The organism is Kitasatospora sp. NPDC101447, from assembly GCF_044767225.1.
Lineage (GTDB): Bacteria > Actinomycetota > Actinomycetes > Streptomycetales > Streptomycetaceae > Kitasatospora.
In genome coordinates, this window is record NZ_JBIWNL010000020.1 from 87,284 (window position 1) to 106,904 (window position 19,621).

The window sequence follows — 19,621 nt, forward strand, 5'->3', positions numbered from 1 at the left end:
AATTCGTACGGGCTTTCGCGTCGGGCCCCGCCGGACGGCCCCGGCGGACGGTCCCACCGGGCCGTCCCACGGGCCGTCCCACGGGCTCCTCCTGCCGGCTCCGGCCGCCGGGCCGTCCCGCCGACCGCTCGGCGGCTTCGCGGGCTGTTGACAGGTTCTCGCACCGACACCATGCTGAGCAAGCGCTTAGTCAGCGATGGTAGTCGGATCCTCGCACGAAAGGCAGGACGCTCCGTGGTGCACTCCTTCAAGGGCCGGGTGGCGGTCGTCACCGGATCGAGCCGGGGCATCGGCCTCGGCATCGCGCGCGAGCTGGTCGACCGCGGCGCCAAGGTCTGCCTCACCGCCCGCAACCCCGAGCCGCTGGCCGAGGCCGTCCAGGACCTGGGCGGACCGGAGAACGCCATCGCCGTCGCGGGCAAGGCCGACGACCCGGCACACCAGGACGAGGCGATCGCCCGCACCCTGGAGGCCTTCGGGCGCCTCGACCACCTGGTCAACAACACCGGCATCAACCCGGTCTACGGGCCGGTCCTGGAGACCGACGAGGCCGCCGCCGCCAAGATCATCGCCGTCAACGTGCTCGGCCCGCTGGCCTGGACCCGCCGCGCGCACGCCGCGTGGATGGGCGAGCACGGCGGCTCGGTCGTCAACGTCGCCTCGATCGCGGGCATCCGCGCCTCCGCCGGCATCGGCATGTACGGCGTCAGCAAGGCCGCACTGATCCGGCTCACCACCGAACTCGGCGCCGAGCTGGGCCCGCAGGGCATCCGGGTGAACGCCGTCGCGCCCGCCGTCGTCAAGACCAAGTTCGCCGAGGCCCTGTACGAGGGCCGCGAGGAGCAGGTCGCCGCCGCCTACCCGCTCGGCCGCCTCGGCGTGCCGGAGGACGTCGCGGGCGCGGTCGCCTTCCTGCTCTCCCCGGACGCCGGCTGGATCACCGGCCAGACCCTGGTGGTCGACGGCGGGGTCACGCTCGGCGGTGGGATGTGACGGCCGGGGCGTTCGCCGACCCGTCGGCCGGGGCGTTCGCCGGCCAGGGCGTCGTGGTCACCGGCGCCGGGCGGGGCATCGGGGCCGCGCTGGCCCGGGCGTTCGCGGCGGCCGGGGCCCGGGTGGTGGTCAACGACCTGGACGCCGCGGCCGCCCACACCGTCGCGCAGGAGTGCGGCGGCACCGCCCTGCCCGGGGACGCCGCCTCCGCCGAGGGCCTGGCCGCCCTGGTCGGGGGCTCCCGGGAGGCCCTCGGCGAGATCGACCTCTGGTGCGCCAACGCGGGCGTCGCCCCGTCCGGCGGCGCCGACGCCCCGGCCTCCGCCTGGACGCTCGCCTGGGAGGTCAACGTGCTGGCGCACGTGCGCGCCGCCGAACTGCTGCTCCCCCGCTGGCTGGAGCGCGGTACGGGCCGCTTCCTCGCCACCGTCTCCGCCGCCGGGCTGCTCACCAGCCTGGGCTCCGCGCCGTACGCGGTCAGCAAGCACGGCGCGCTCGCCTTCGCCGAATGGCTCTCCGCGACCTACCGCCACCGGGGCGTCCGGGTGCACGCGCTGTGCCCGCAGGGCGTGCGCACCGACATGCTCGCCTCGACCGGCGCCCTCGGCGAGCTGATGCTCGCCCCGAACGCCCTGGAGCCCGAGGACGTCGCGGCCACGACGCTCGCCGCGCTGCGCGAGGAGCGCTTCCTGATCCTCCCGCACCCCGAGGTGGCCGAGTACTACCGCGTCCGGGCCACCGAGCCCGAGCGCTGGATCGGCGGGATGAACCGGCTGCAGCGGCAGCTCGAAGCGGGCGGCGCACTGTGAGGGCCTGGCAGGTCGGCGAACTCGGCGAGCCGGCCGCGGTGATGCGGCTCGCCGGGGACGTGCCGCAGCCGGTGCCCGGCCCGGGGCAGCTGCTCGTCCGGGTCCGCGCCGCCGCCGTCAACTTCCCGGACGCGCTGATGGTGCGCGGGCAGTACCAGGTCCGCCCGCCGCTGCCGTTCACGCCGGGCGTGGAGCTGTGCGGCGAGGTCGCGGACGGGCCGAGGCGGGGCGAGCGGCTGATCGGCAACCCGGTGCTGCCGCACGGCGCCTTCGCCGAGTACGCGCTGCTGGACGCCGCCGCCGCGTTCCCGGCGCCCGAGGCGCTGGACGACGCCGAGGCCGCCGCCCTGCACATCGGCTACCAGACCGCCTGGTTCGCGCTGCACCGCCGGGCCCGGCTGCGGGCCGGCGAGACCCTGCTGGTGCACGCCGCGGCCGGCGGCGTCGGCAGCGCGGCGGTCCAGCTCGGCCGGACCGCCGGGGCCAGGGTGATCGCGGTGGTCGGCGGCGCGGCCAAGGCGGAGACGGCCCGGGCCCTCGGCGCCGACCTGGTGGTGGACCGGACGGCCGAGGACTTCGTCGCCGCGGTCAAGGAGGCCACCGGCGGGCGCGGCGCGGACGTGGTCTTCGACCCGGTCGGCGGCGACGCCTACACCGGCTCCACCCGGTGCGTCGCCTTCGAGGGCCGGATCGTGGTCGTCGGCTTCGCCGCCGGGCGGATCCCGGCGCCGGCCCTCAACCACGCCCTGGTGAAGAACTACGCCATCCTCGGCCTGCACTGGGGCCTCTACAACACCCAAGACCCGCGCGCCGTCCGCGCCGCGCACGACGAGCTGACCAAGCTCGCCGAGCAGGGCGCGGTGCGGCCGCTGGTGAGCGCCCGGGTGCCGCTCGCCGGTGCGGCGGACGCCGTCCAGCGGGTCGCCGACGGGCTGAGCACCGGCCGGATCGCCGTCCTCGGCGACTGACCGCCACCGGTCCCGCCGCCCCGGGCCTGCCGCCACCGGTCCCGCCGCCACCGGAAAGGCGGGTGCGGCGGGACCGTCACCGCTGCCAGGATGCCGGGATGACGACCTATTCCGCCGCTCGCGACTCGCTGGAGGGCCTGGCCCTCGGGGACGGATTCGGGGAGCGCTGGTTCCCCCTCTTCCGCTCGCCCCAGGAGGCGTTCACGCAGATCCGGGCCCGGCGCACGCCGGAGGAGGGCCCCTGGCACTGGACGGACGACACCGCGATGGCCCTGTCGGTGTACGGGGTCCTGACCGCCTTCGACGCGGTGCACCAGGAACGGCTCGCCCAGGCCTTCGCGGCCGCCTACCGGGCGGACCCCGGCCGCGGCTACGGGCACGGCATGCACCTGCTGCTGCCGGAGCTCGGTGCCGACCCCACGCGGTGGCGCGCCGCCGCACGGGAGCTGTTCGACGGCCAGGGCAGCCTCGGCAACGGCGCCGCGATGCGGGTGGCCCCGCTGGGCGCCTGGTTCGCCGCGGACCTCGACGAGGCTGCGGAGCAGGCGGCGCTGTCCGCCGAGGTCACCCACGCGCACCCGGAGGGCGTCGCCGGGGCGGTGGCCGTCGCCCTGGCGGCGGCCCTCGCCGCGCGCGGCCGCTCCGGGCCCGCACCCGCCGGCGCGGAACTGCTGGCCGAGGTCGCCGACCGCACCCCGGCCGGGGAGGTCCGGGACGGGCTGCGCCGGGCCGCCGAGCTGCCCGCGGCCACCGAGCCGTGGCGGGCCGCCGACCTGCTCGGCAACGGGCAGCGGATCCGGGCGAGCGACACCGTCCCCTTCGCCCTGTGGTCCGCCGCGCACCACGTGGACAGCCTGACCGACGCCCTGTGGACCACCGCGGAAGGCCTCGGCGACGTGGACACCACCTGCGCCATCACCGGCGGCGTGGTCGCCGCCCGCACCGGCCTCGGTGGCGTGCCGCGGACGTGGCTGGCCTGCCGGGAGCCGCTGCCCGACTGGGTCGCGGCGGCGGAGGCCGAGGCGGCGGCCGGAGCCGGGGCGGCCGCCGAAGCCGCGGCGGCGCACGAAAGCGAGGCGGCGACCGGAAGCGCCTGACACACCAAGGATTCGTACCCGGAGGGGTGACACGGGTGGCTGCAGTGGCCCCCGTGGCACCCCTAGCGGAACCTCGCCTCCCAGGTGTGGCGAACGGATGACGGTTCGTACCGCGCACGGTAAGACTGGCCGGGCCGACGCGCTCCGCACGGGTGCGGCGCTCCGTCGCGACGTTTCCCCGACGTGCCACGTTGAGAAGCGACTCCAGGAGAGTGACCCGTCATGCGAAACCCGCGTTCTCTCGCGCTCCGGGCCGGTGTGGTCCTCGGCACCGCACTGATCGCGGCCGGACTGCTGGGCGGGCCCGCCCAGGCCGCCCACGCCGTCCCCGTCGCCGACACCACCGTGACCGCGCCCGCCTCCGCCTCCGCCTCCGCCGTGTCGGACGCCGACCAGACCGTCATCCAGGCCACCGCCGGCCTGACCCGCGGCCAGAGCTGGTCCTCGCCGGACGGCAGCACCGTGCTGTGGCAGCAGACCGACGGCCACGTGGTGCTCTACCACAACGGCGTCGCGATCTGGACGGCCGTCGGCACCTACGGCGTCGGCACCTACTTCTACGTCCAGGCCGACGGCAACCTCACCGCGTACGACGCCGCCTGGCGCCCGCTGTGGGAGAGCCGGACCGGCCGCCACCCGGGCGCCTACCTGGCCATCCAGAACGGCGGCAACCTGGTCGTGTACTACGGCAACACCCCGCTGTGGTGGTCCAACTACCGCCCCGGCAGCGGCCCGGTCGACCCCGACCCCGAGTGCACCCCGACCCCGCACCGCCTATGCCCGTGACCGACCGCGTTCCGGGGGGCCACTGCCGACGGGCCGGTCACCGACCGGCGGCGATGACCTCCAGGGCCGGGCGGGGCTCGCGGCCGAGCAGCGCCGCGAGGTCGCCCGGCCCGCCCGGGCCGCCCGGACCGCCCGGACCGGCGAGGAAGCCGTGGGCGATCGCCGAGTAGGTGCCCAGCACCATCGGCACCTGGAAGTCCCGGGCGTCCGAGGCCACCAGCGCCGTCCGGGCGTCGGCCAGCCGACCGGGCCGGTACTCGGCGCCGAGCGCCGCGGCCACCTCGGCACCGCCCAGCGCCCGCTCCCCCACCAGCTCGTACGTCCGGCCGCGGTGCGTGCCCGGTTCGAGCGCGACCCTGACCGCCGCCTCGGCGAGGTCCGCCCTCGCCACCGCCGCCAGCTTCCCGTCACCGAGCGGCGCGGTGATCACCCCGTCGGGGCCGGGCGCCGCGATGGCGCCCAGGAGTTCGGCGTACAGCCCGTTGCGCAGCACCGTCCAGCTCAGGGTCGCCGAGGAGCGCAGCCGCCGCTCGGTCCAGCGGTGGGCGAGGGCGTAGGGCAGGTGGTCGCCGTCGCCGGAGAGGCTGGTGTAGACGACGTGCTCGACGCCCGCCCGCTCCGCCGCCTCGATCGCCGCGCCGTGCCGGGCGATCACCACGTCGTCCTCGGCGGCTCCGGCCGAGATCAGCAGCAGGGTCCGGACGCCGTCGAAGGCCTCCGCCAGGGTGTCCGGCCGGTCGAAGTCCACCAGCCGGGCGGGTGTGCCGGCCGGCACCTTCGCGGGGGTGCGCGAGCCGGCGACGACGCCCTCCCGCCCGGCGAGGTGCGCCAGGACGAGGGCACCGAGGCCTCCGTTGACACCGGTGACGAGCAGCATGGGTTCCTCCTGGGGATGATCGACCGTCGGCGACGTCTCCATCCTCGATAGCCTGGGCGTTCGGCGTAAGGAGGCACTTTCATGTCAGCAGGGCACACCGCGGTAACCACCCCCCGCCCGGTGGTCTGGTGCGAGGACGGCGTGGACTGCGGGATCCGGGACCTGCTGGACCGCCTGGGCGACAAGTGGTCGGTCCTCACCGTCGTCGAACTCGCCCAGGGCGTACGGCGGTTCCGCGAGCTGCAGCGTGCCCTGCCGGGGATCTCGCAGCGGATGCTGACCCTGACGGTGCGTCGCCTGGAGCGCGACGGCCTGGTCTCGCGGACCGTCCACCCGACCGTCCCGCCGCAGGTGGAGTACGAGTTGACCCCGCTCGGCCACAGCCTGACCCACCTGGTGCGGGCGATGGCGGACTGGTCCTACGGCCACCACGACGCGATCGTCAGGTCCCGTCGGGCCTGGGACGAGGCCAACCCGGGCTCGGAGATCAGGTAGGCGAGCTCCGGCAGGGAGGCCTCGGTAGGGAGGCTCCGGCCTCCGGCCTCAGCCGGTGACCTCCACGGTGACCTCGTAGGTCCGCTGGTCGGGCGGGCATTCGCGGGCCTCGCCGCAGCTGGTGCGGGTCGCGGTGAGGTGGGCCGTGCCGGGGGCGCGGGCGGTGAAGGTGGTGGTGACGGTGCCGCAGCCGCCGCCGGGGCGGCAGGAGGGGGACGGCGCGGTGGTCGGCGTGCCGGTCGGGGCGACGACGTCGGGGGCGGAGCTGGTGGCGGCGGACCAGTAGGTGCTGTGGAGCGCGAGCGTCAGCGTCGTACCGACCGCGGCCTTCAGGGTGGAACCGCCGACGTGTTCGTCCACCGCGAGCACCGCCGGCGTCGGGGCGGAACTGCTCGGGGCCGACGCGCTCGGGGCCGACGCGCCGGAGGCGGGTGTCTTCGAGGCGGTGGAGGCGCACCCGGTCAGGGCGAGCAGGGCGGCGGCGAGCGCCAGGGCGGCGGGTCTTCTCGGGTTCACGGTGGTTCCTTCTGCCGGTGTGCAAGCGGTGCCGTTTTGACGCAGCAGCCGCCGATTCGGATCCCCCCCCCCGATGAAATACGGCTGTGGAATACGACACCGGGGCGGGCGCTGGGCCCACCCCGGTGCGTTCGGCGCTGCGATCGTCAGGAGACGGTCACATCGTCGTAGTAGGTGTAGGTCGGGTCACCCGGGTAGTTGTCGTCGTGGTTGCTCAGGGTGAGGGTGTAGGAGTGGCCGGGGGTGACGGTCGCCGTCTTGTTGGTCCAGGTGCCGGTGGTGGTGCAGGTCTTGGCGAGGACCGTGGCGGTGGTGCCGGTGGTGTTGTCCTTCAGGGTGGCGGTGGCCCAGTCGTAGGTGATGGTGTCGTCACAGGTGTTGCTGTACCAGAAGGACAGCTTGCTGGAGCCGGTCGGCGCGGTGAAGGTCTGGGCGATCGAGGAGTCCCCGGTCGGGTTGGTGGAGCCGACCATGGCGCCGAAGCTGCCGCTGTGGGCGGCGGAGGCCGGGGCGGAGGTGGAGCCGGCGGCCGTCCAGCCGGTCAGGTTGCCGGTCTCGAAGGTGCCGTTGGTGACGGCGTTGCCGCCGCCGCCCGTGGTGGACTCGGTCCAGGAGAAGCTGGTGCTGCCGGTGGCGCCGGTGGTGTCGGTCGCGGTGACCGTGACGCTGGAGGTGCCGGCGGCGGTCGGGGTGCCGGAGATCAGGCCGGTCGAGGAGTTGATCGACAGGCCGGCCGGCAGGCCGGTGGCCGAGTAGCTCAGGGTCTGGCCGGTGGCCGAGTCGGTGGCGCTGATCTGCAGGCTCGCCGCGGTGCCGACGGTGCCGGACTGGCTGCCCGGGTTGGTGACGGTGACCGTGTTGCCGTGGGTCAGGATGGCGTGCGAGATCGCGCAGGAGTTGGTGTCGTTCGACCAGCTGGCCTGCTCGGCGTAGCTGCCGAAGGAGCCGAAGGAGATGTTGGCGGCGCCGCCGGTGCTGCCGGGCCGGATCCAGGCGCACTCGTCGGAGTTCTCCTGGCCGTTGTAGCTGCTGCCCGAGACGTGGTTGGTCCAGCCGCCGGCCGGGTTCTGGTCGGACATCATCTCGTGCCACTCGTGGCCGAGGGTCATCGTCCAGCCGTCCAGCGTGCCGGGCGAGTTGACGAAGCCGACACCGCAGTTGGAGCCCGCGTCGATGTTGTACGGCTGGTTGGAGAAGGCGATGTCGCCGTAGGGCGAGCTCGCCGCACCGCCGGTGAGGGTGGTGTCGCCGTTCCAGTCGTGCCAGGCGCAGTACCCGGTGGAGGGGTTCTGGTAGTCGTCCGGGTTGGTGCCGTGCGGCGACAGGACGATGTAGTACGCGTCCCGGTTGGCGGCGGCGGTGGTGTTGCCGAAGTGGCCGGCGGCCTTGACCGCCTCCTGGGCGAGCTGGTTGCCGGTGGCCTGGCTCGGCGAGGCGGCCGCGTTGTCGTACCAGACGCCGGACAGCACGCCGCCGCTCTGGTACGGGATGAAGTTGGCGTTGGACGGGCAACTCACGGCGCCGGTGGCGACGTTGGGGCCGTCGCACCACTGGGTGAGGTCGGCCGACCAGGTCTCGCCGTTGGTGCCGATGCCCTTGAACATCTGCTGGGTGGCACCGGCCGCACCGGCCGAGTCGCCGGTGAACTTGGCGTTGCCGTTGGCGTCGGTGCTCTGGGTGCCCCACTGGTTGCCGTAGAACACCAGGTAGACCTTGGAGTGCCCGCTCTGCACGCCGATGCCGTCGACGCCGCCGCCGTAGGACAGGGTCTGCTGACCGGTCGCCGCGGCCTGGTTGTGGGCGTCGAGCCACTTCTTGTAGTTCTCGTGCTGGGACATGCCGGGCACCGCGCCGTGCCGGTACGGGTGGCCGTTCTGCGGGCTCCAGGGGTTGAACTCGTTGGCGGTGCTGCCAGTACTTCCCTGCGAGCTGGAGATGTCCTGCGCGGAGGCCGGACCGGCGCCGGCCAGGCCGGCGACGGCGAGCGCGAGCGACGCGATGCCGGTGAGCGCCGCGTACTTCGCGCGTCCGGTCCTTGGGGAGTGACCCATGGGTGAGGGTGCCTCTCTTCTGCCGATCGTCCGGGGCCGTGAGGGAGCCCCGGGCGATCCCTTTGTGGGGAAGGGGCGGACGGCGGGTTCCGCGGGAAGTCGCGTCCGGTCGGAATTTCTCCGCACACCCGGAATTGACGCCCCGTCGGCCCCATTGCCGCCTGCTGGGCATGAAGGAAAGCAGAGCTGATGAACACAGGTCAACGGCGAAGGGTAAGGGCTGATTAAGAAACGCGTCGAAGCAGGTCAAGCGGAATCGATGAAAAGGAGTCGACGCGCGTAACCATTCACTGAATATCGCTCGAAATGCCGTCCCGAATTCAGTGAACCGCCCGGCGGCAACGACCCCCGAGGACGGGACGGCACCGGCCGGGGAGCTCCTCGTCCAGGCGGTCGCCGTCGGAGCTTTTCTGAGGCACTGTTAGGGCTCGCGGACGTGACGGACAAGGCGACGAAGCAGTACGAGGCGATGCTGGCTCACTTCCGGCGGACCGCCGGGGAACGGGGCTTCGCCGTGGATCCGGCCCAGCGGCCCGCCGTCGAGCGGTTGTCGAGGCTGGCCGGGGAGTTGGCCCGCACCGGGCTGCTCGTTCGCCGCCCGCCGCGCCACCTCTACCTGTGGGGCCCGGTGGGCCGGGGCAAGAGCTGGCTGGTGAACACCTTCCTCGACGGCCTGGCCACTCCGCGGAAGCGGCGGCTGCACTTCCACGACTTCTTCCGCCGTTTGCACGAGGGCGTCGCCCTGCACGCCGCCGACGGGCACCGGGACCCGGCCGCCGAGCGGGTCGCGGCGGTCGACCGCGCTGTGGACGAGCTGCTCGGCGACTGCCGGGTGCTGGTCTTCGACGAGTTCCACGCCCACGACGCCGGGGACGCGATGCTGGTGGCCCGGCTCTTCCGGACGCTGCTGGACCGGCGGATCACCCTGGTCACCACGTCCAACTACCCGCCCGCCGGCCTGATGCCGAACCCGCTGTACCACCACCTGTTCGAGCCGACGATCCGGCTGATCGAGGAGCGGATGGACGTCGTGGAGATCGCGGGCCCGGTGGACTTCCGCCGGGAGCGGCAGCCTGCGGACGGCACGCCGCAACGGTTCACCCAGGGCGCGCGGTTGCGGACCGACGACGAGGAGGGCCTGCGCATGCTCGGCCTCACCCGGCCGACCGCGAGCGAGGCGGACGAGGTCGTGGTGCACGGCCGCCCGCTGCGGGCAGCCGCGGTCCGCGACGCCGAGGTGTGGTTCGGCTTCGCCGAGTTGTGCGAGGGGCTGACCTCGGCGGCCGACCAGCTGGCGCTCACCGAACGCTTCCCCACCCTGGTGCTCACCGACGTACCGCCGCTGGCCGAGGCGACCCCGGACGGGCGGCGGCGCTTCGCCGACCTGGTGGACGTCTGCTGCGACCGGGACGTCCGGCTGGTGCTGATCGGCGCCGACCCGATCGACCAAGGGGCATCCGAGGACCTGTTCAGCGACCTGGACCGGACCGCCAGCCGACTCGCCCTGCTCGGATCGGCCTGACCCGAGCAGCGCCTTCGCTACCGCTCGTACCCCATCTCCGGGAACCGCGGCGAGGGCCCGTCCAGCAGGTGGTCGTCGTGGCCGCGCAGCCAGCGGTCGAAGAAGGAGGCGACGTACGAGCGGGTGGCGAGCTCGGCGCGGCCGGGGCGGACGTCACCGACGTCGTTGCGCAGCTGCTCCGCGCCGAGGGCGCCCTGCCGGGCGAGCTGCGGCAGCAGGGTCTGGGCGTCGGTGTACGAGCCGTGCCTCGACCCGGTGAGGGTGACGTCGGCGTGCCAGCCGGTGCTGTGCTGCCACAGGGCGTTCCAGCCGGGCTGCCGGCGGTAGGGCCCGGAGTCGTCGCTCCCGGTGCCCATCAGCAGGAAGGGCCGGTCCAGGCCGTCCTCGGCGACGCTGGGCAGGAACACGCCGGTGCGGCCGTCCGGGCCGGGGAAGTGCAGCTGGCCGTCCAGGTTGATCCCGGCGGCGATCCGCGGGTCGTCGTGCATGGTCTGGAGCGCGGTGAAGCCGCCGGCCGAATGGCCGACCATGCCGATCCGGTCGAGGTCGAGCGCCCCGGCCAGCCCGCTCGGCAGGTCCTTGCGGCCGCCGAGGCAGGTCAGTTCGTCCAGGACGAAGCGGGTGTCGGCCACCCGGGCGGCCATGGACTTCCGCAGCACGGCGCCGATGTCCAGGTCCGGCTGCCCGAGCATGCCGGGGAGCACCGAGGTGGCCAACTCGTCTCCGGGGAAGGCGACTTCCGAGGCCTCGTAGGTGTGGTCGACGGTGACGACGACGTAGCCGCGGGAGGCGAGGTCCTCGACGAGGGCCGTCCCCCAGGTGCGCGGGTCGCCGAGGCCGGGCGAGTACAGCACCACCGGGCGCCGGCCGGGCAGCGCCGGCGCGTCATTGCGGGCGTGGGTGCGAATGCCGGACCAGTCGGTGCTGCCGGGCGTGGTGCCGTAGTTGATCAGCCCGACGCCGTCGGCGCCGCCGAAGTGCTCCCCGGCGGCGGGCTCCATGTACGGGGCCCGGTCGGCGGGGTCGGCCGGGCGGGAGGTCGGATACCAGAGGCTGATCATCAGCTCGCGCCGCTGCCCGGGCTTCCACGGGTCCTCGCGGCCGGCGTCGGTCAGGTGCACGGCGGTCGTCCCGATCGGGTACGGCCCGGTGGGCTCCGGCAGCCACGCCCGCGCCCGCTGCCCGGCGTCCCCGCCCTCCGCACCCGCCGCCACCGCCACGGGGCCGCCCACCGTGCCCAGCACCGCCGTCGCCGCCAGCAGGACCGCCGCCAAGGCCCGTCCCCCACTGCCCATGATCCGTCCCTCCGTGCCCTCGATCGATCGAACACGCAGGACACTACGGGCGGGAACGGTCCGCAGCCGTCATACCAGGGAGCCAACCGGCCCCTGAGTACCCGGGTATGACACCCTTAAGGGCCAATGACCGCCCCCCGGCACCGGGTCTGCCCACGACCCCCGTACGCGGGCAGGCCGGCGACTCGGGGGGACGGCTTCCCCGCCCGGGTCACAGCCAGTAGAAGCGCCACAGGGCCCCGCCCTGGCCGCCGTAGTTCCATTGCTGCACGGGCGCCCCGTTGAAGCTCGCGGAGTTCTCGACCTCCAGGGCCTTGTCGCTGGTGTTGAGAATCTTGTAGTAGTCATACGACTTGTACGACAGCTCGTGCAGATGAACCCAGATGGCACCGGGCTGGCCGACACAGTCCCACTGCTGGGCGCGGGCGCCGTTCGACAGCGACGAGTCCTCGATCTCCAGGCACTTCCCGCTGTGGTCGTTGACGAGGTAGTGGTAGTTCGTTCCGGCGACGTCCCCGAAGCGCCAGTACGAACCGGGCTGGTTGTGGCAGTCCCACAGCTGCACCCGGGCACCGTTCTGCGTCGAGGAGTTCTCGACCTCCAGGCACCGGCCCTCGAAGTTCACGAGCTGGAACACCGGGATCTCCGAGGCGGCCCGGGCCGGCGCGGGTGCGGCCACTGTGACACCGGTCAGGGCGAGGCCGGCGGCTGCGGCGGCAGTGAGGAGTTTCTTCATGTGGTTTCCCCCGGGAAGCGATGAACGGGGTGGTGATCACCCGCCCAGCCAGGTTAGGAGCGAGCCGTCCGCCCGGGTTTGCGCCGAGCGCAGGTTTTCTTGAGGGTTCGCGCAGGCGGCTCCGTGCGCGCTCTGCCGGCGGTGCTCGCGGGGCGTCAGCCCGTAGGCCTCGCGGAAGGCCCGGCTGAAGACGGCCGCGCTGGCGAACCCCCAGCGGGCGGCGATGCTGCGGATGGAGTGCTCGGCGAGCTCCGGCCGGGCGAGGTCGGCGCGGCAGCGTTCGAGGCGGCGCCGACGGATCAGTCTGCTGACGGTCTCCTCCTCGCCCTGGAACAGCACGTGCAGCGAACGCACGGAGACGTGGTGGCGCCCGGCGATCATCTCGGGCCCCAGGTCGGGATGGTCGAGGTTGTGCTCGACGAACACCTTGACCTGCTCCAGCAGGGCACGTGAGCGGGTCGTGGCGTCGACCTCGCGGGCGGCGTCGGCGGACTCGGCCAGGCAGACGGCGGCCAGGTCGCGGGCGATCCCTCCCAGCCGCTCCAGCTCCTCGGGCCCGCACTCGGCGGCGTGGTCGCCCAGGGAGGTGAGGAAGCGCGCCAGGATGGCGCCCGTCCCGCGGCGGGCGGAGATCTGCCGGGCGAGCAGGCGGTCGGTCTTGTCCGCGTTGACCGGCAGCGCGGTGCGGGGAATGTGCAGGATGAGGGCCTGGCTGGTGCCGTCCTCGTACCGCGTGCCGGCCTCGAACGGCCGTGAGGTGTCCCAGAGCACCAACTCCCCGCTGACCGGCCCGGAGTCGTTCCCGTGCTGGGAGATCCACATCGGGTTCCTCCCCCCGACCAGGGCCAGCTGGTACTGCTCGGGGTCGCTGCGTCGGGTCAGCGCCGAGGGCCGACGCGAACGCACCGGCGGGTGGCAGTGCGCCGACACCCGGACCGGACCGAGGTCCAGCACGGCGGCCTCCGCACGGAAGTCGGCGGCCTCCGGGCTGGAGACCGTCACCGGGACCAGGTCCCGGGCGACCATGTCGGTGAACCACGCGAACCGGTCCTGTGCCGGTACACCGGCATTGGACATCGTCGACCACATCGCCATGACCCCCCGTCACTCCGGCCGCCTGCCTTTCCGGACGGCCGAGCCGACAGTCTAGTTTTCCCCGCAGCACGGCTTCCGGGCAGGTCAGCGCCGGAACGGGACTGCCGACCCGGTGTTCGACCAGGTCGGCAGGCGGGGCTTTCGACGGTGGGGCGGCTACCGCCGGTACCGCTTCAGCTCCCGGCGGGCCAGCGAGCGCTTGTGCACCTCGTCCGGGCCGTCGGCGAGCCGCAGGGTGCGGTTGCCGGCCCAGAGCTGGGCGAGCGGGGTGTCCTGGCTGACGCCGGCGGCGCCGTGGGCCTGGACGGCCTTGTCGAGGATCCACTCGACGGTGCGCGGGGTGGCGATCTTGATCGCCTGGATCTCGGTGTGCGCGCCCCGGTTGCCGACGGTGTCCATCAGCCAGGCGGTCTTGAGGACGAGGAGCCGCAACTGCTCGATCCGCACGCGCGATTCGGCGATCCAGTCCTGCACCACGCCCTGCTCGGCGAGCGGCTTGCCGAAGGCGACCCGCTCGGTGACACGGCGGCACATCAGCTCCAGCGCCCGCTCGGCGATGCCGATGGCCCGCATGCAGTGGTGGATCCGGCCCGGCCCCAGCCGGGCCTGGGCGATGGCGAAGCCCGTCCCCTCCTCGCCGATCAGGCTGGCCGCCGGGACGCGGACGTCCTCGAACAGCACCTCGGCGTGGCCGCCGTGGTCGGCGTCGTCGTAGCCGAAGACCGTCATGCCGCGCTTCACGGTCACACCGGGGGTGTCGCGCGGGACGAGCACCATGCTCTGCTGGCGGTGCGGCTCGGCGTCGGGGTCCGTCTTGCCCATCACGATGAGCAGCCTGCACTCCGGGTTCATCGCCCCGGTGATGTACCACTTGCGGCCGTTGATCACGTACTCGTCGCCGTCCCGCTCGATCCGGGTGGCGATGTTGGTGGCGTCCGAGGACGCCACCTCGGGCTCGGTCATCGCGAAGGCGGAGCGGATCTCGGCGTCGAGGAGGGGGCGCAGCCACCGCTCGCGCTGCTCGGCGCTGCCGAACTGGGCGAGCAGCTCCATGTTGCCGGTGTCCGGGGCCGCGCAGTTGAGCGCGGGCGGGGCCAACTGCGGGCTGCGGCCGGTGATCTCGGCGAGTGGGGCGTACTGCAGGTTGGTCAGGCCGGCGCCGTGCTCACCCGGCATGAAGAGGTTCCACAGCCCCTGCTTGCGGGCCTCGGCCTGCAGGTCCGCGACGACCGGCGGGACGGCCCACGGCGCGCGGGCCGGGTCGGCGAGCTGCGCGGCGAGGACGGCCTCGGCGGGGTGGACGTGCTCGTCCATGAAGGCGAGCAGCTGCTCGCGGAGCTCGGTCGTCCGGGCGTCGTACGCGAAGTCCATCGGTCAGTTCTCCTTGAGGGTGTTCAGGCCGTGGCGGGCGAGGATCGGGGCCATCTCGCCCGCCCGCTCGAAACCCGCGCCGAGGGTGCGGCCCTGCTGGAAGCGGAAGAAGATGCCCTCGGCGACGGCGGCGAGCTTGTACGAGGCGAAGGCCACGTACCAGTCCAGGTCGGCGGCCTGACGGCCGGTCGCCTCGGCGTACCGGGAGACGATCTCGTCGGGCTTCGGGAAGCCGGGGGCGGTCATTGCGGAGGGGATGATGCCGCCGCCGACGCCGGCCAGTTCGGTGTACATCACCAGCAGGCCGACGTCGGTGAGCGGGTCGCCGAGGGTGGACATCTCCCAGTCGAGCACGGCGGCGATGGCGTCACCGTCGTCGACGAGGACGTTGTCGAGGCGGTAGTCCCCGTGCACCAGCGCGGGCGCGGGGGACGTCGGAAGCCGCTCGGCGAGCGCGGCGTGCAGCCGGTCCAGGGCGGGCAGGTCGCGGCTGCGGGAGGCGGCGAGCTGCTTGGACCAGCGGCGCAGCTGGCGTTCCAGGTAGCCGTCGGGGTGGCCGAAGTCGGCGAGGCCGACGGCGGCGGGGTCGATCCGGTGGAGGGTGGCGAGGGTGTCGACCAGGCGGCGGCCGAGGGCCTGGACGCGCTGCTCGCCGAGGGAGGCTAGGTCGGCGGCGTCGCGGTGGGCGGTGCCGGTGACGTACTCCATGAGGTACCAGGGCGCGCCGAGGACGTCCGTGCCCGGATCGAGGAGGAGGGTGTCCGGCACCGGGACGCCGGTGTCGCGCAGCGCGGTCATGACGCGGTACTCGCGGCCCATGTCGTGCGCGGTGGCGAGGACGTGTCCGAGTGGCGGGCGGCGCAGCACCCAGCGGGAGGAGCCGTCGGAGAGGACGTAGGTGAGGTTCGAGCGGCCACCCTCGATGAGGTCGGCCCGCAGCTGCCCCCGGACGGCCCCGGGCAGCTCCCGGTCGAGGTGGGCGCGCAACCGCACCAGGTCCACCCCGGGCGGCGAGGCAGGGGTCTCGGACATCGGGCGACTCCTTGGTCTCGGGTTGACTAAGCGCTTGCTTAGCATTCAGCCGCAGAAGGCCCCTGTCAATGCCACGACCCCCCGAGCCACACGGCTCAGGGGGTCGTCGGGACGGCCGGTGGCCGCCGTTAGGGCTGGACCGGCCGCCGCGGGGTCACGGGCGCCGCTGCTCCCAGTCGGCCCGGACGAGGTCGTACTCGACCTCGCCGTGCTCGGAACCCGGGATCGCGTCGGGCCAGTCCCCGGTGAAGTTCCGGAGGAACGACAGGCCCGACTTCTCCATCACCCGCCGGGACCCGGTGTTCACCGCCATCGTGTTCGCGGTGACCCGCTCCACCCGGAGGTCGGTGAAGCCCTTGTCGATCAGGGCGCGCGAGCCCTCCGTGGCGTAGCCCTTGCCCCAGGCGGCCTTGTTGAGGCGGTACCCGAGCTCCACGACGAACGGGCGCTGGTCGTCGAGGGGGCGCAGCTCGAACCAGCCGAGGAAGGTACCGGTGGCTCGGTCGTCGGCGGCCCAGAAGCCGCGGGTGCCGAAGGCCGGGTAGTCGTGGAGGAGCCGCGGCAGGGTGCGTGTCTGGATCGCCTCGCGGGTGGTCGGCTTGCCCCCGTTGATGAAGCGCATCACGTCGGGGTCGCTGTCCAGAGCGAACAGGCCGTCGACGTCGGTCTCGGTGTCGGCGAACGGGCGCAGCACGAGCCGCTCGGTTTCCAGGAAGACATGCATCCCGTGATCATCATTCCCGGACGGCGGCACACGCCAGCGAATTTGTGGCCCCCGGGCCCAGCCCGGGGGCCACAGGTCAGAGCTCGCCGGCGGCGACGGCGGCGACGAACGACCGCCAGGCGTCGGAGGTGAAGACGAGGGCGGGCCCCTCGGGGTCCTTGGAGTCACGGACGGGAACGACGCCGGGGAAGTCAGGCGCCACCTCGACGCAGTTGCCACCGTTCTGGCTGTAGCTGGACTTGACCCAGGTAGCGCCGGTCAGAGTCACGCCGTCAGTGCGGGTCATTTCAAAGATCCTTCCGAGCTGCGCGGATCGCGGCGAGGGACACCACGTCCGAACTGGCGCCCACCTGAAGCCGATCGTAGTCCCTGGCCCACGCTGTTACGGTCTCGGCTTCCCTGGTGAGATATCCACGCGCCTGGGACTCCGTGTATCCGAGCATGCTGCGGTCGGGCATCGTCAGCAGCACCACCGGCAGGGCGAGCGATCTGTGCTCGCCCATCGAGAACGGCGCCACCTGGATGATGGCCCTCGGGCGCTCGAACAGCTCCGCCAACCGATCGAACTGCTCCTGCATGACAGCCGGACCGCCTACCAGCCTTCGAATGCAACTCTCATCCAACACCGCATGGACCAGCGGCATGTCCACACTGTTGAGGCGCTGCTGACGAGTGAGAAGGTAGGAGACCCGAGCCTCGGCCTCCTCGCTGGTGATGACTCCCCGACGCACGTCGGCCGCCGCCAGAGTCTCTGCGTATGCCTTGGTCTGGAACAGCCCGGGAACGACGCCCAACTCGAACTGCCGCAGCTCAACAGCCTTCGCCTCATGTGCTGCAAACTCCGCGAAGCCCTCCAGAAGTGATCCCCCACCGCTCAGGCTCCAGTAGGTCAGCTCCAGAGTCCCACCAGTGTTCAGAACCCGGTCGGCCTCGATGACCCAGTCGAGTGTGGGACTGCGTGTACCTCTTTCGAGGTTTGAAATCTGACTGTCACTCAAGGATGTGAGCCGCCCAAGCTCCGCCTGGGTCAGACCAGCCGCCTTGCGTGCCTTGCGCAGTTGGGCTCCGAACGCCTCCAGAGGAGATGCCGAAGGATTGAGCTCCGTCTCACGCATAATCAGACCTCCATGGCTGGCTGAATCCCACGCCAGAGACTGTCAAGTGGGAAAGCCTTCCGATCGTAAGGGCCAGCACGCCACCATGGCTACACCGCGTGAAAAGCCGAACGCGAAGTGCAACCATGGAGACATCTATGTCCTGCCCCACCCCCACGCCGTCCTTCCAGGTCGTCCTCTACCTGACCAAGGCCAACTCCTCCTTCCCCGAGCGCGAGTTGCGGGCGTGCGAGGACTACGCCAAGGCCTTCAACTGGGGCATCGACCTCATCGTCGTGGACGACGAGGCCGCCACGAAGGGGCCCGACCACCGCCCCATGCTCCGCGCCGCTCTGCAGCGGGTGCTCGACCGGCAGGCCGGCGCCATCCTCGTCCCCAGCAAGTCCGCCATCTCCCCGATCGAGGGGGAGTTCGCCGACTTCTCCAAGCGTGTCGAGAAGGCCTCCGGCTTCATCCAGGTGGCGACCCGGCGATGACCGATCACCTCCCCGCCACCCCTCCCCCTCCCCCTCCGCCCTCTCCCGCCCGGTTCGAGATCCGCCTGATCGACTCCTCCAGCCCGCACTTCGTCGCGCTGGAGTGCTGGGGGCTCTGGGACCGCGAGCGCAACGAGTTCCTCCGGGTGCCCGGCTCCTCGGACCGGGTCAGGCGCTTCTACACCGTCGCGGCCGCTGCAGCCTTCCGTGCGTCCTCGCGAGAGACCAGATGAACCGTCAGACCGTTTGATACGTACGCCAGTTGCCACCGCACCCCCGCCTCGACAGGCGTCGATCAAAGATGTTCTGATGATCCCTCCATTTCGATCATTTATCCGAACATCTACTGACTTGCGTCAGTGAAGTGGGGGTCCGGTGCGGATTGCGCGCGGCATGAACGGTCTGCTTGTGGGAGTCGTTTCCTCCCTCGTCCTGACCACGGCTTGCTCCGGCGTGCAGAGCAGACCCACCGCCACCGGCACCACCCCCGCGGGCCCGACGTCCAGCACCCCGTCCGAGGCACCCACCGACACCCCCACTCCAACCCCGACCCCCACTCCGACTCCCACCTGGGACGGCCAGGTGAAGGTGCTCGGCGACGGCTCCACCTCCGACACCGGACCTCAGCCGAAGCAGCCGAAGCCCGAGAAGCTGAAGCCCGGCGAGCGGCCGCCGCAGTTCGTCGTCTTCTCCTGGGACGGCGCTCTGGAGGGCGACGAGCGCCTGTTCTCCCGCTTCCGCAAGCTGGGGGTGGAGAACAACGCCCAGATGACCTTCTTCCTGAGCGGCCTCTACACCCTCCCCAAGTCCAAACGCTCCCTCTACCACCCCCCGCAGCACGACGCCGGCTCCGCGTCCATCGACTTCGCCACCGACCCCCACATCAAGGACACTCTGGAACAACTGCGCCTGGCCTGGCTGGACGGCAACGAGATCGGCACCCACTTCAACGGGCACTTCTGCGGCCCCCAGCCCGGCGGCGGCGGTGACTGGTCCACCGACGAGTGGACGAGCGAGCTCGACCAGGCGATCTCCTTCGTCACCAACTGGAAGACCAACACCGGCTTCAAGGACCTCCCGCCCCTCCCCTTCGACTACACCAAGGAGCTGGTCGGCGGCCGCGCCCCCTGCCTGGAGGGCCAGAAGAACCTGCTCGCCGCCGAGAAGGCGAAGGGCTTCCGCTACGACGCCAGCTCCCCGGGCGAGTTCCAGGTCTGGCCGGTCAAGAAGGAGGGCGTCTGGAACTTCCCGCTGCAGCTGCTGCCCTACCCCGCCTTGTCCTCCCAGCGCCTCTCGATGGATTTCAACTTCCTCTCCGTCCAGTCCGGGGAGAGCAGCACCAAGGGAGACCCGAAGAAGTTCGACACCTGGGAGAAGCAGACCAAGGAGAGCTACCTCGCCGGCTTCGAACGCGTCTACAACGGCAGCCGCGCCCCGCTCTTCATCGGCAACCACTTCGAGGACTGGAACGGCGGCATCTACATGCAGGCCATCGAGGACGTCATGAAGAGCGTCTGCAAGCGCGAGGAGGTCCGCTGCGTCTCCTTCCGCCAGGTCGCCGACTGGATGGACGCCCAGGACCCCAAGGTGCTCGACAAGCTGCGCGGGCTGGACCCCGGGCAGCCGGCCGACTGGCCGCGCCTGGTCAAGTAGGCCGGCCCGT

The 19,621-nt window shown here is 72.3% G+C and carries 21 protein-coding genes; 10 read left to right on the top strand and 11 right to left on the bottom strand.

The window, feature by feature from the left end; all coding sequences use genetic code 11:
- The first annotated feature begins 234 nt into the window (after positions 1–234).
- From ACIRST_RS26205 to ACIRST_RS26225, 5 genes are all read left to right on the top strand, one after another.
- A complete protein-coding gene (locus tag ACIRST_RS26205; RefSeq protein ID WP_350524882.1) occupies positions 235–993 on the top strand; it encodes an SDR family oxidoreductase in 759 nt (252 codons plus the stop codon).
- Entirely contained in the window at positions 990–1,802 is an 813-nt protein-coding gene (locus ACIRST_RS26210; RefSeq protein WP_402804760.1) for an SDR family oxidoreductase, read from the top strand. Before ACIRST_RS26205 ends, ACIRST_RS26210 begins: the two co-directional genes overlap by 4 nt.
- Positions 1,799–2,770, top strand: coding sequence for an NADPH:quinone oxidoreductase family protein (locus ACIRST_RS26215; RefSeq protein WP_350524884.1), 972 nt, complete (start codon positions 1,799–1,801; stop codon positions 2,768–2,770). Before ACIRST_RS26210 ends, ACIRST_RS26215 begins: the two co-directional genes overlap by 4 nt.
- Positions 2,771–2,868: 98 nt before the next feature.
- Positions 2,869–3,867, top strand: coding sequence for an ADP-ribosylglycohydrolase family protein (locus tag ACIRST_RS26220; RefSeq protein WP_402804763.1), 999 nt, complete (start codon positions 2,869–2,871; stop codon positions 3,865–3,867).
- A 222-nt stretch (positions 3,868–4,089) separates the two neighbouring features.
- A complete protein-coding gene (locus ACIRST_RS26225; protein ID WP_402804765.1) occupies positions 4,090–4,653 on the top strand; it encodes a hypothetical protein in 564 nt (187 codons plus the stop codon).
- A gap of 37 nt (positions 4,654–4,690) precedes the next feature.
- Here the strand turns inward: ACIRST_RS26225 and ACIRST_RS26230 are convergent, their stop codons facing one another.
- Positions 4,691–5,530, bottom strand: a complete 840-nt coding sequence (locus tag ACIRST_RS26230; RefSeq protein ID WP_402804767.1) for an NAD(P)H-binding protein — start codon at positions 5,528–5,530, stop codon at positions 4,691–4,693.
- An 81-nt stretch (positions 5,531–5,611) separates the two neighbouring features.
- Here ACIRST_RS26230 and ACIRST_RS26235 point away from each other — a divergent pair, with 81 nt between their 5' ends.
- Positions 5,612–6,025, top strand: a complete 414-nt coding sequence (locus tag ACIRST_RS26235; RefSeq protein ID WP_350524888.1) for a helix-turn-helix domain-containing protein — start codon at positions 5,612–5,614, stop codon at positions 6,023–6,025.
- 48 nt (positions 6,026–6,073) lie between these two features.
- On the opposite strand, the gene ACIRST_RS26240 is transcribed toward ACIRST_RS26235, so the two are convergent.
- Positions 6,074–6,541 carry a hypothetical protein gene (locus ACIRST_RS26240; protein WP_402804769.1) on the bottom strand — a complete coding sequence of 156 codons (468 nt, stop codon included), beginning with the start codon at positions 6,539–6,541 and terminating at the stop codon, positions 6,074–6,076.
- Between the two features lie 146 nt (positions 6,542–6,687).
- The gene (locus ACIRST_RS26245; protein WP_350524890.1) at positions 6,688–8,592 is read right to left on the bottom strand and encodes a putative Ig domain-containing protein; all 1,905 of its coding nucleotides are present in this window, start codon (positions 8,590–8,592) and stop codon (positions 6,688–6,690) included.
- A 436-nt stretch (positions 8,593–9,028) separates the two neighbouring features.
- On the opposite strand from ACIRST_RS26245, the gene zapE reads away from it, so the two are divergent.
- A complete protein-coding gene (zapE, locus tag ACIRST_RS26250) occupies positions 9,029–10,114 on the top strand; it encodes a cell division protein ZapE (protein ID WP_402804771.1) in 1,086 nt (361 codons plus the stop codon).
- 17 nt (positions 10,115–10,131) lie between these two features.
- Here zapE and ACIRST_RS26255 read toward each other — a convergent pair whose 3' ends face one another.
- The 8 genes from ACIRST_RS26255 to ACIRST_RS26290 all read right to left on the bottom strand — a co-directional run bounded on the left by ACIRST_RS26255 (position 10,132) and on the right by ACIRST_RS26290 (position 17,482).
- Entirely contained in the window at positions 10,132–11,409 is a 1,278-nt protein-coding gene (locus tag ACIRST_RS26255; protein ID WP_402804773.1) for an alpha/beta hydrolase family protein, read from the bottom strand.
- Positions 11,410–11,620: 211 nt separating this feature from the next.
- A complete protein-coding gene (locus ACIRST_RS26260; protein ID WP_402804775.1) occupies positions 11,621–12,145 on the bottom strand; it encodes an RICIN domain-containing protein in 525 nt (174 codons plus the stop codon).
- 36 nt (positions 12,146–12,181) lie between these two features.
- A complete protein-coding gene (locus ACIRST_RS26265; protein WP_402804777.1) occupies positions 12,182–13,222 on the bottom strand; it encodes a helix-turn-helix domain-containing protein in 1,041 nt (346 codons plus the stop codon).
- A gap of 174 nt (positions 13,223–13,396) precedes the next feature.
- Positions 13,397–14,611, bottom strand: coding sequence for an acyl-CoA dehydrogenase family protein (locus ACIRST_RS26270; RefSeq protein WP_402804779.1), 1,215 nt, complete (start codon positions 14,609–14,611; stop codon positions 13,397–13,399).
- Between the two features lie 3 nt (positions 14,612–14,614).
- On the bottom strand, positions 14,615–15,643 hold the full coding sequence (locus ACIRST_RS26275; RefSeq protein WP_402804781.1) for a phosphotransferase family protein: 1,029 nt from the start codon (positions 15,641–15,643) through the stop codon (positions 14,615–14,617).
- A 154-nt stretch (positions 15,644–15,797) separates the two neighbouring features.
- Positions 15,798–16,367: a GNAT family N-acetyltransferase gene (locus ACIRST_RS26280; RefSeq protein ID WP_402804783.1), complete on the bottom strand. Its 570-nt coding sequence runs from the start codon at positions 16,365–16,367 to the stop codon at positions 15,798–15,800.
- A 76-nt stretch (positions 16,368–16,443) separates the two neighbouring features.
- Positions 16,444–16,653, bottom strand: a complete 210-nt coding sequence (locus ACIRST_RS26285) for a DUF397 domain-containing protein (RefSeq protein ID WP_402804785.1) — start codon at positions 16,651–16,653, stop codon at positions 16,444–16,446.
- Position 16,654: 1 nt separating this feature from the next.
- Positions 16,655–17,482, bottom strand: a complete 828-nt coding sequence (locus tag ACIRST_RS26290; RefSeq protein ID WP_402804787.1) for a helix-turn-helix domain-containing protein — start codon at positions 17,480–17,482, stop codon at positions 16,655–16,657.
- 137 nt (positions 17,483–17,619) lie between these two features.
- Between ACIRST_RS26290 and ACIRST_RS26295 the strand changes: the two genes are divergently transcribed.
- From ACIRST_RS26295 to ACIRST_RS26305, 3 genes are all read left to right on the top strand, one after another.
- Positions 17,620–17,958: a hypothetical protein gene (locus tag ACIRST_RS26295; protein ID WP_350525327.1), complete on the top strand. Its 339-nt coding sequence runs from the start codon at positions 17,620–17,622 to the stop codon at positions 17,956–17,958.
- Complete coding sequence (locus ACIRST_RS26300) at positions 17,955–18,191, top strand: hypothetical protein (protein WP_402804789.1); 237 nt, start codon at positions 17,955–17,957, stop codon at positions 18,189–18,191. The genes ACIRST_RS26295 and ACIRST_RS26300 overlap by 4 nt, the downstream gene beginning before the upstream one ends.
- 160 nt (positions 18,192–18,351) lie before the next feature.
- Entirely contained in the window at positions 18,352–19,611 is a 1,260-nt protein-coding gene (locus ACIRST_RS26305) for a hypothetical protein (protein ID WP_402804791.1), read from the top strand.
- Positions 19,612–19,621: the final 10 nt, after the last annotated feature.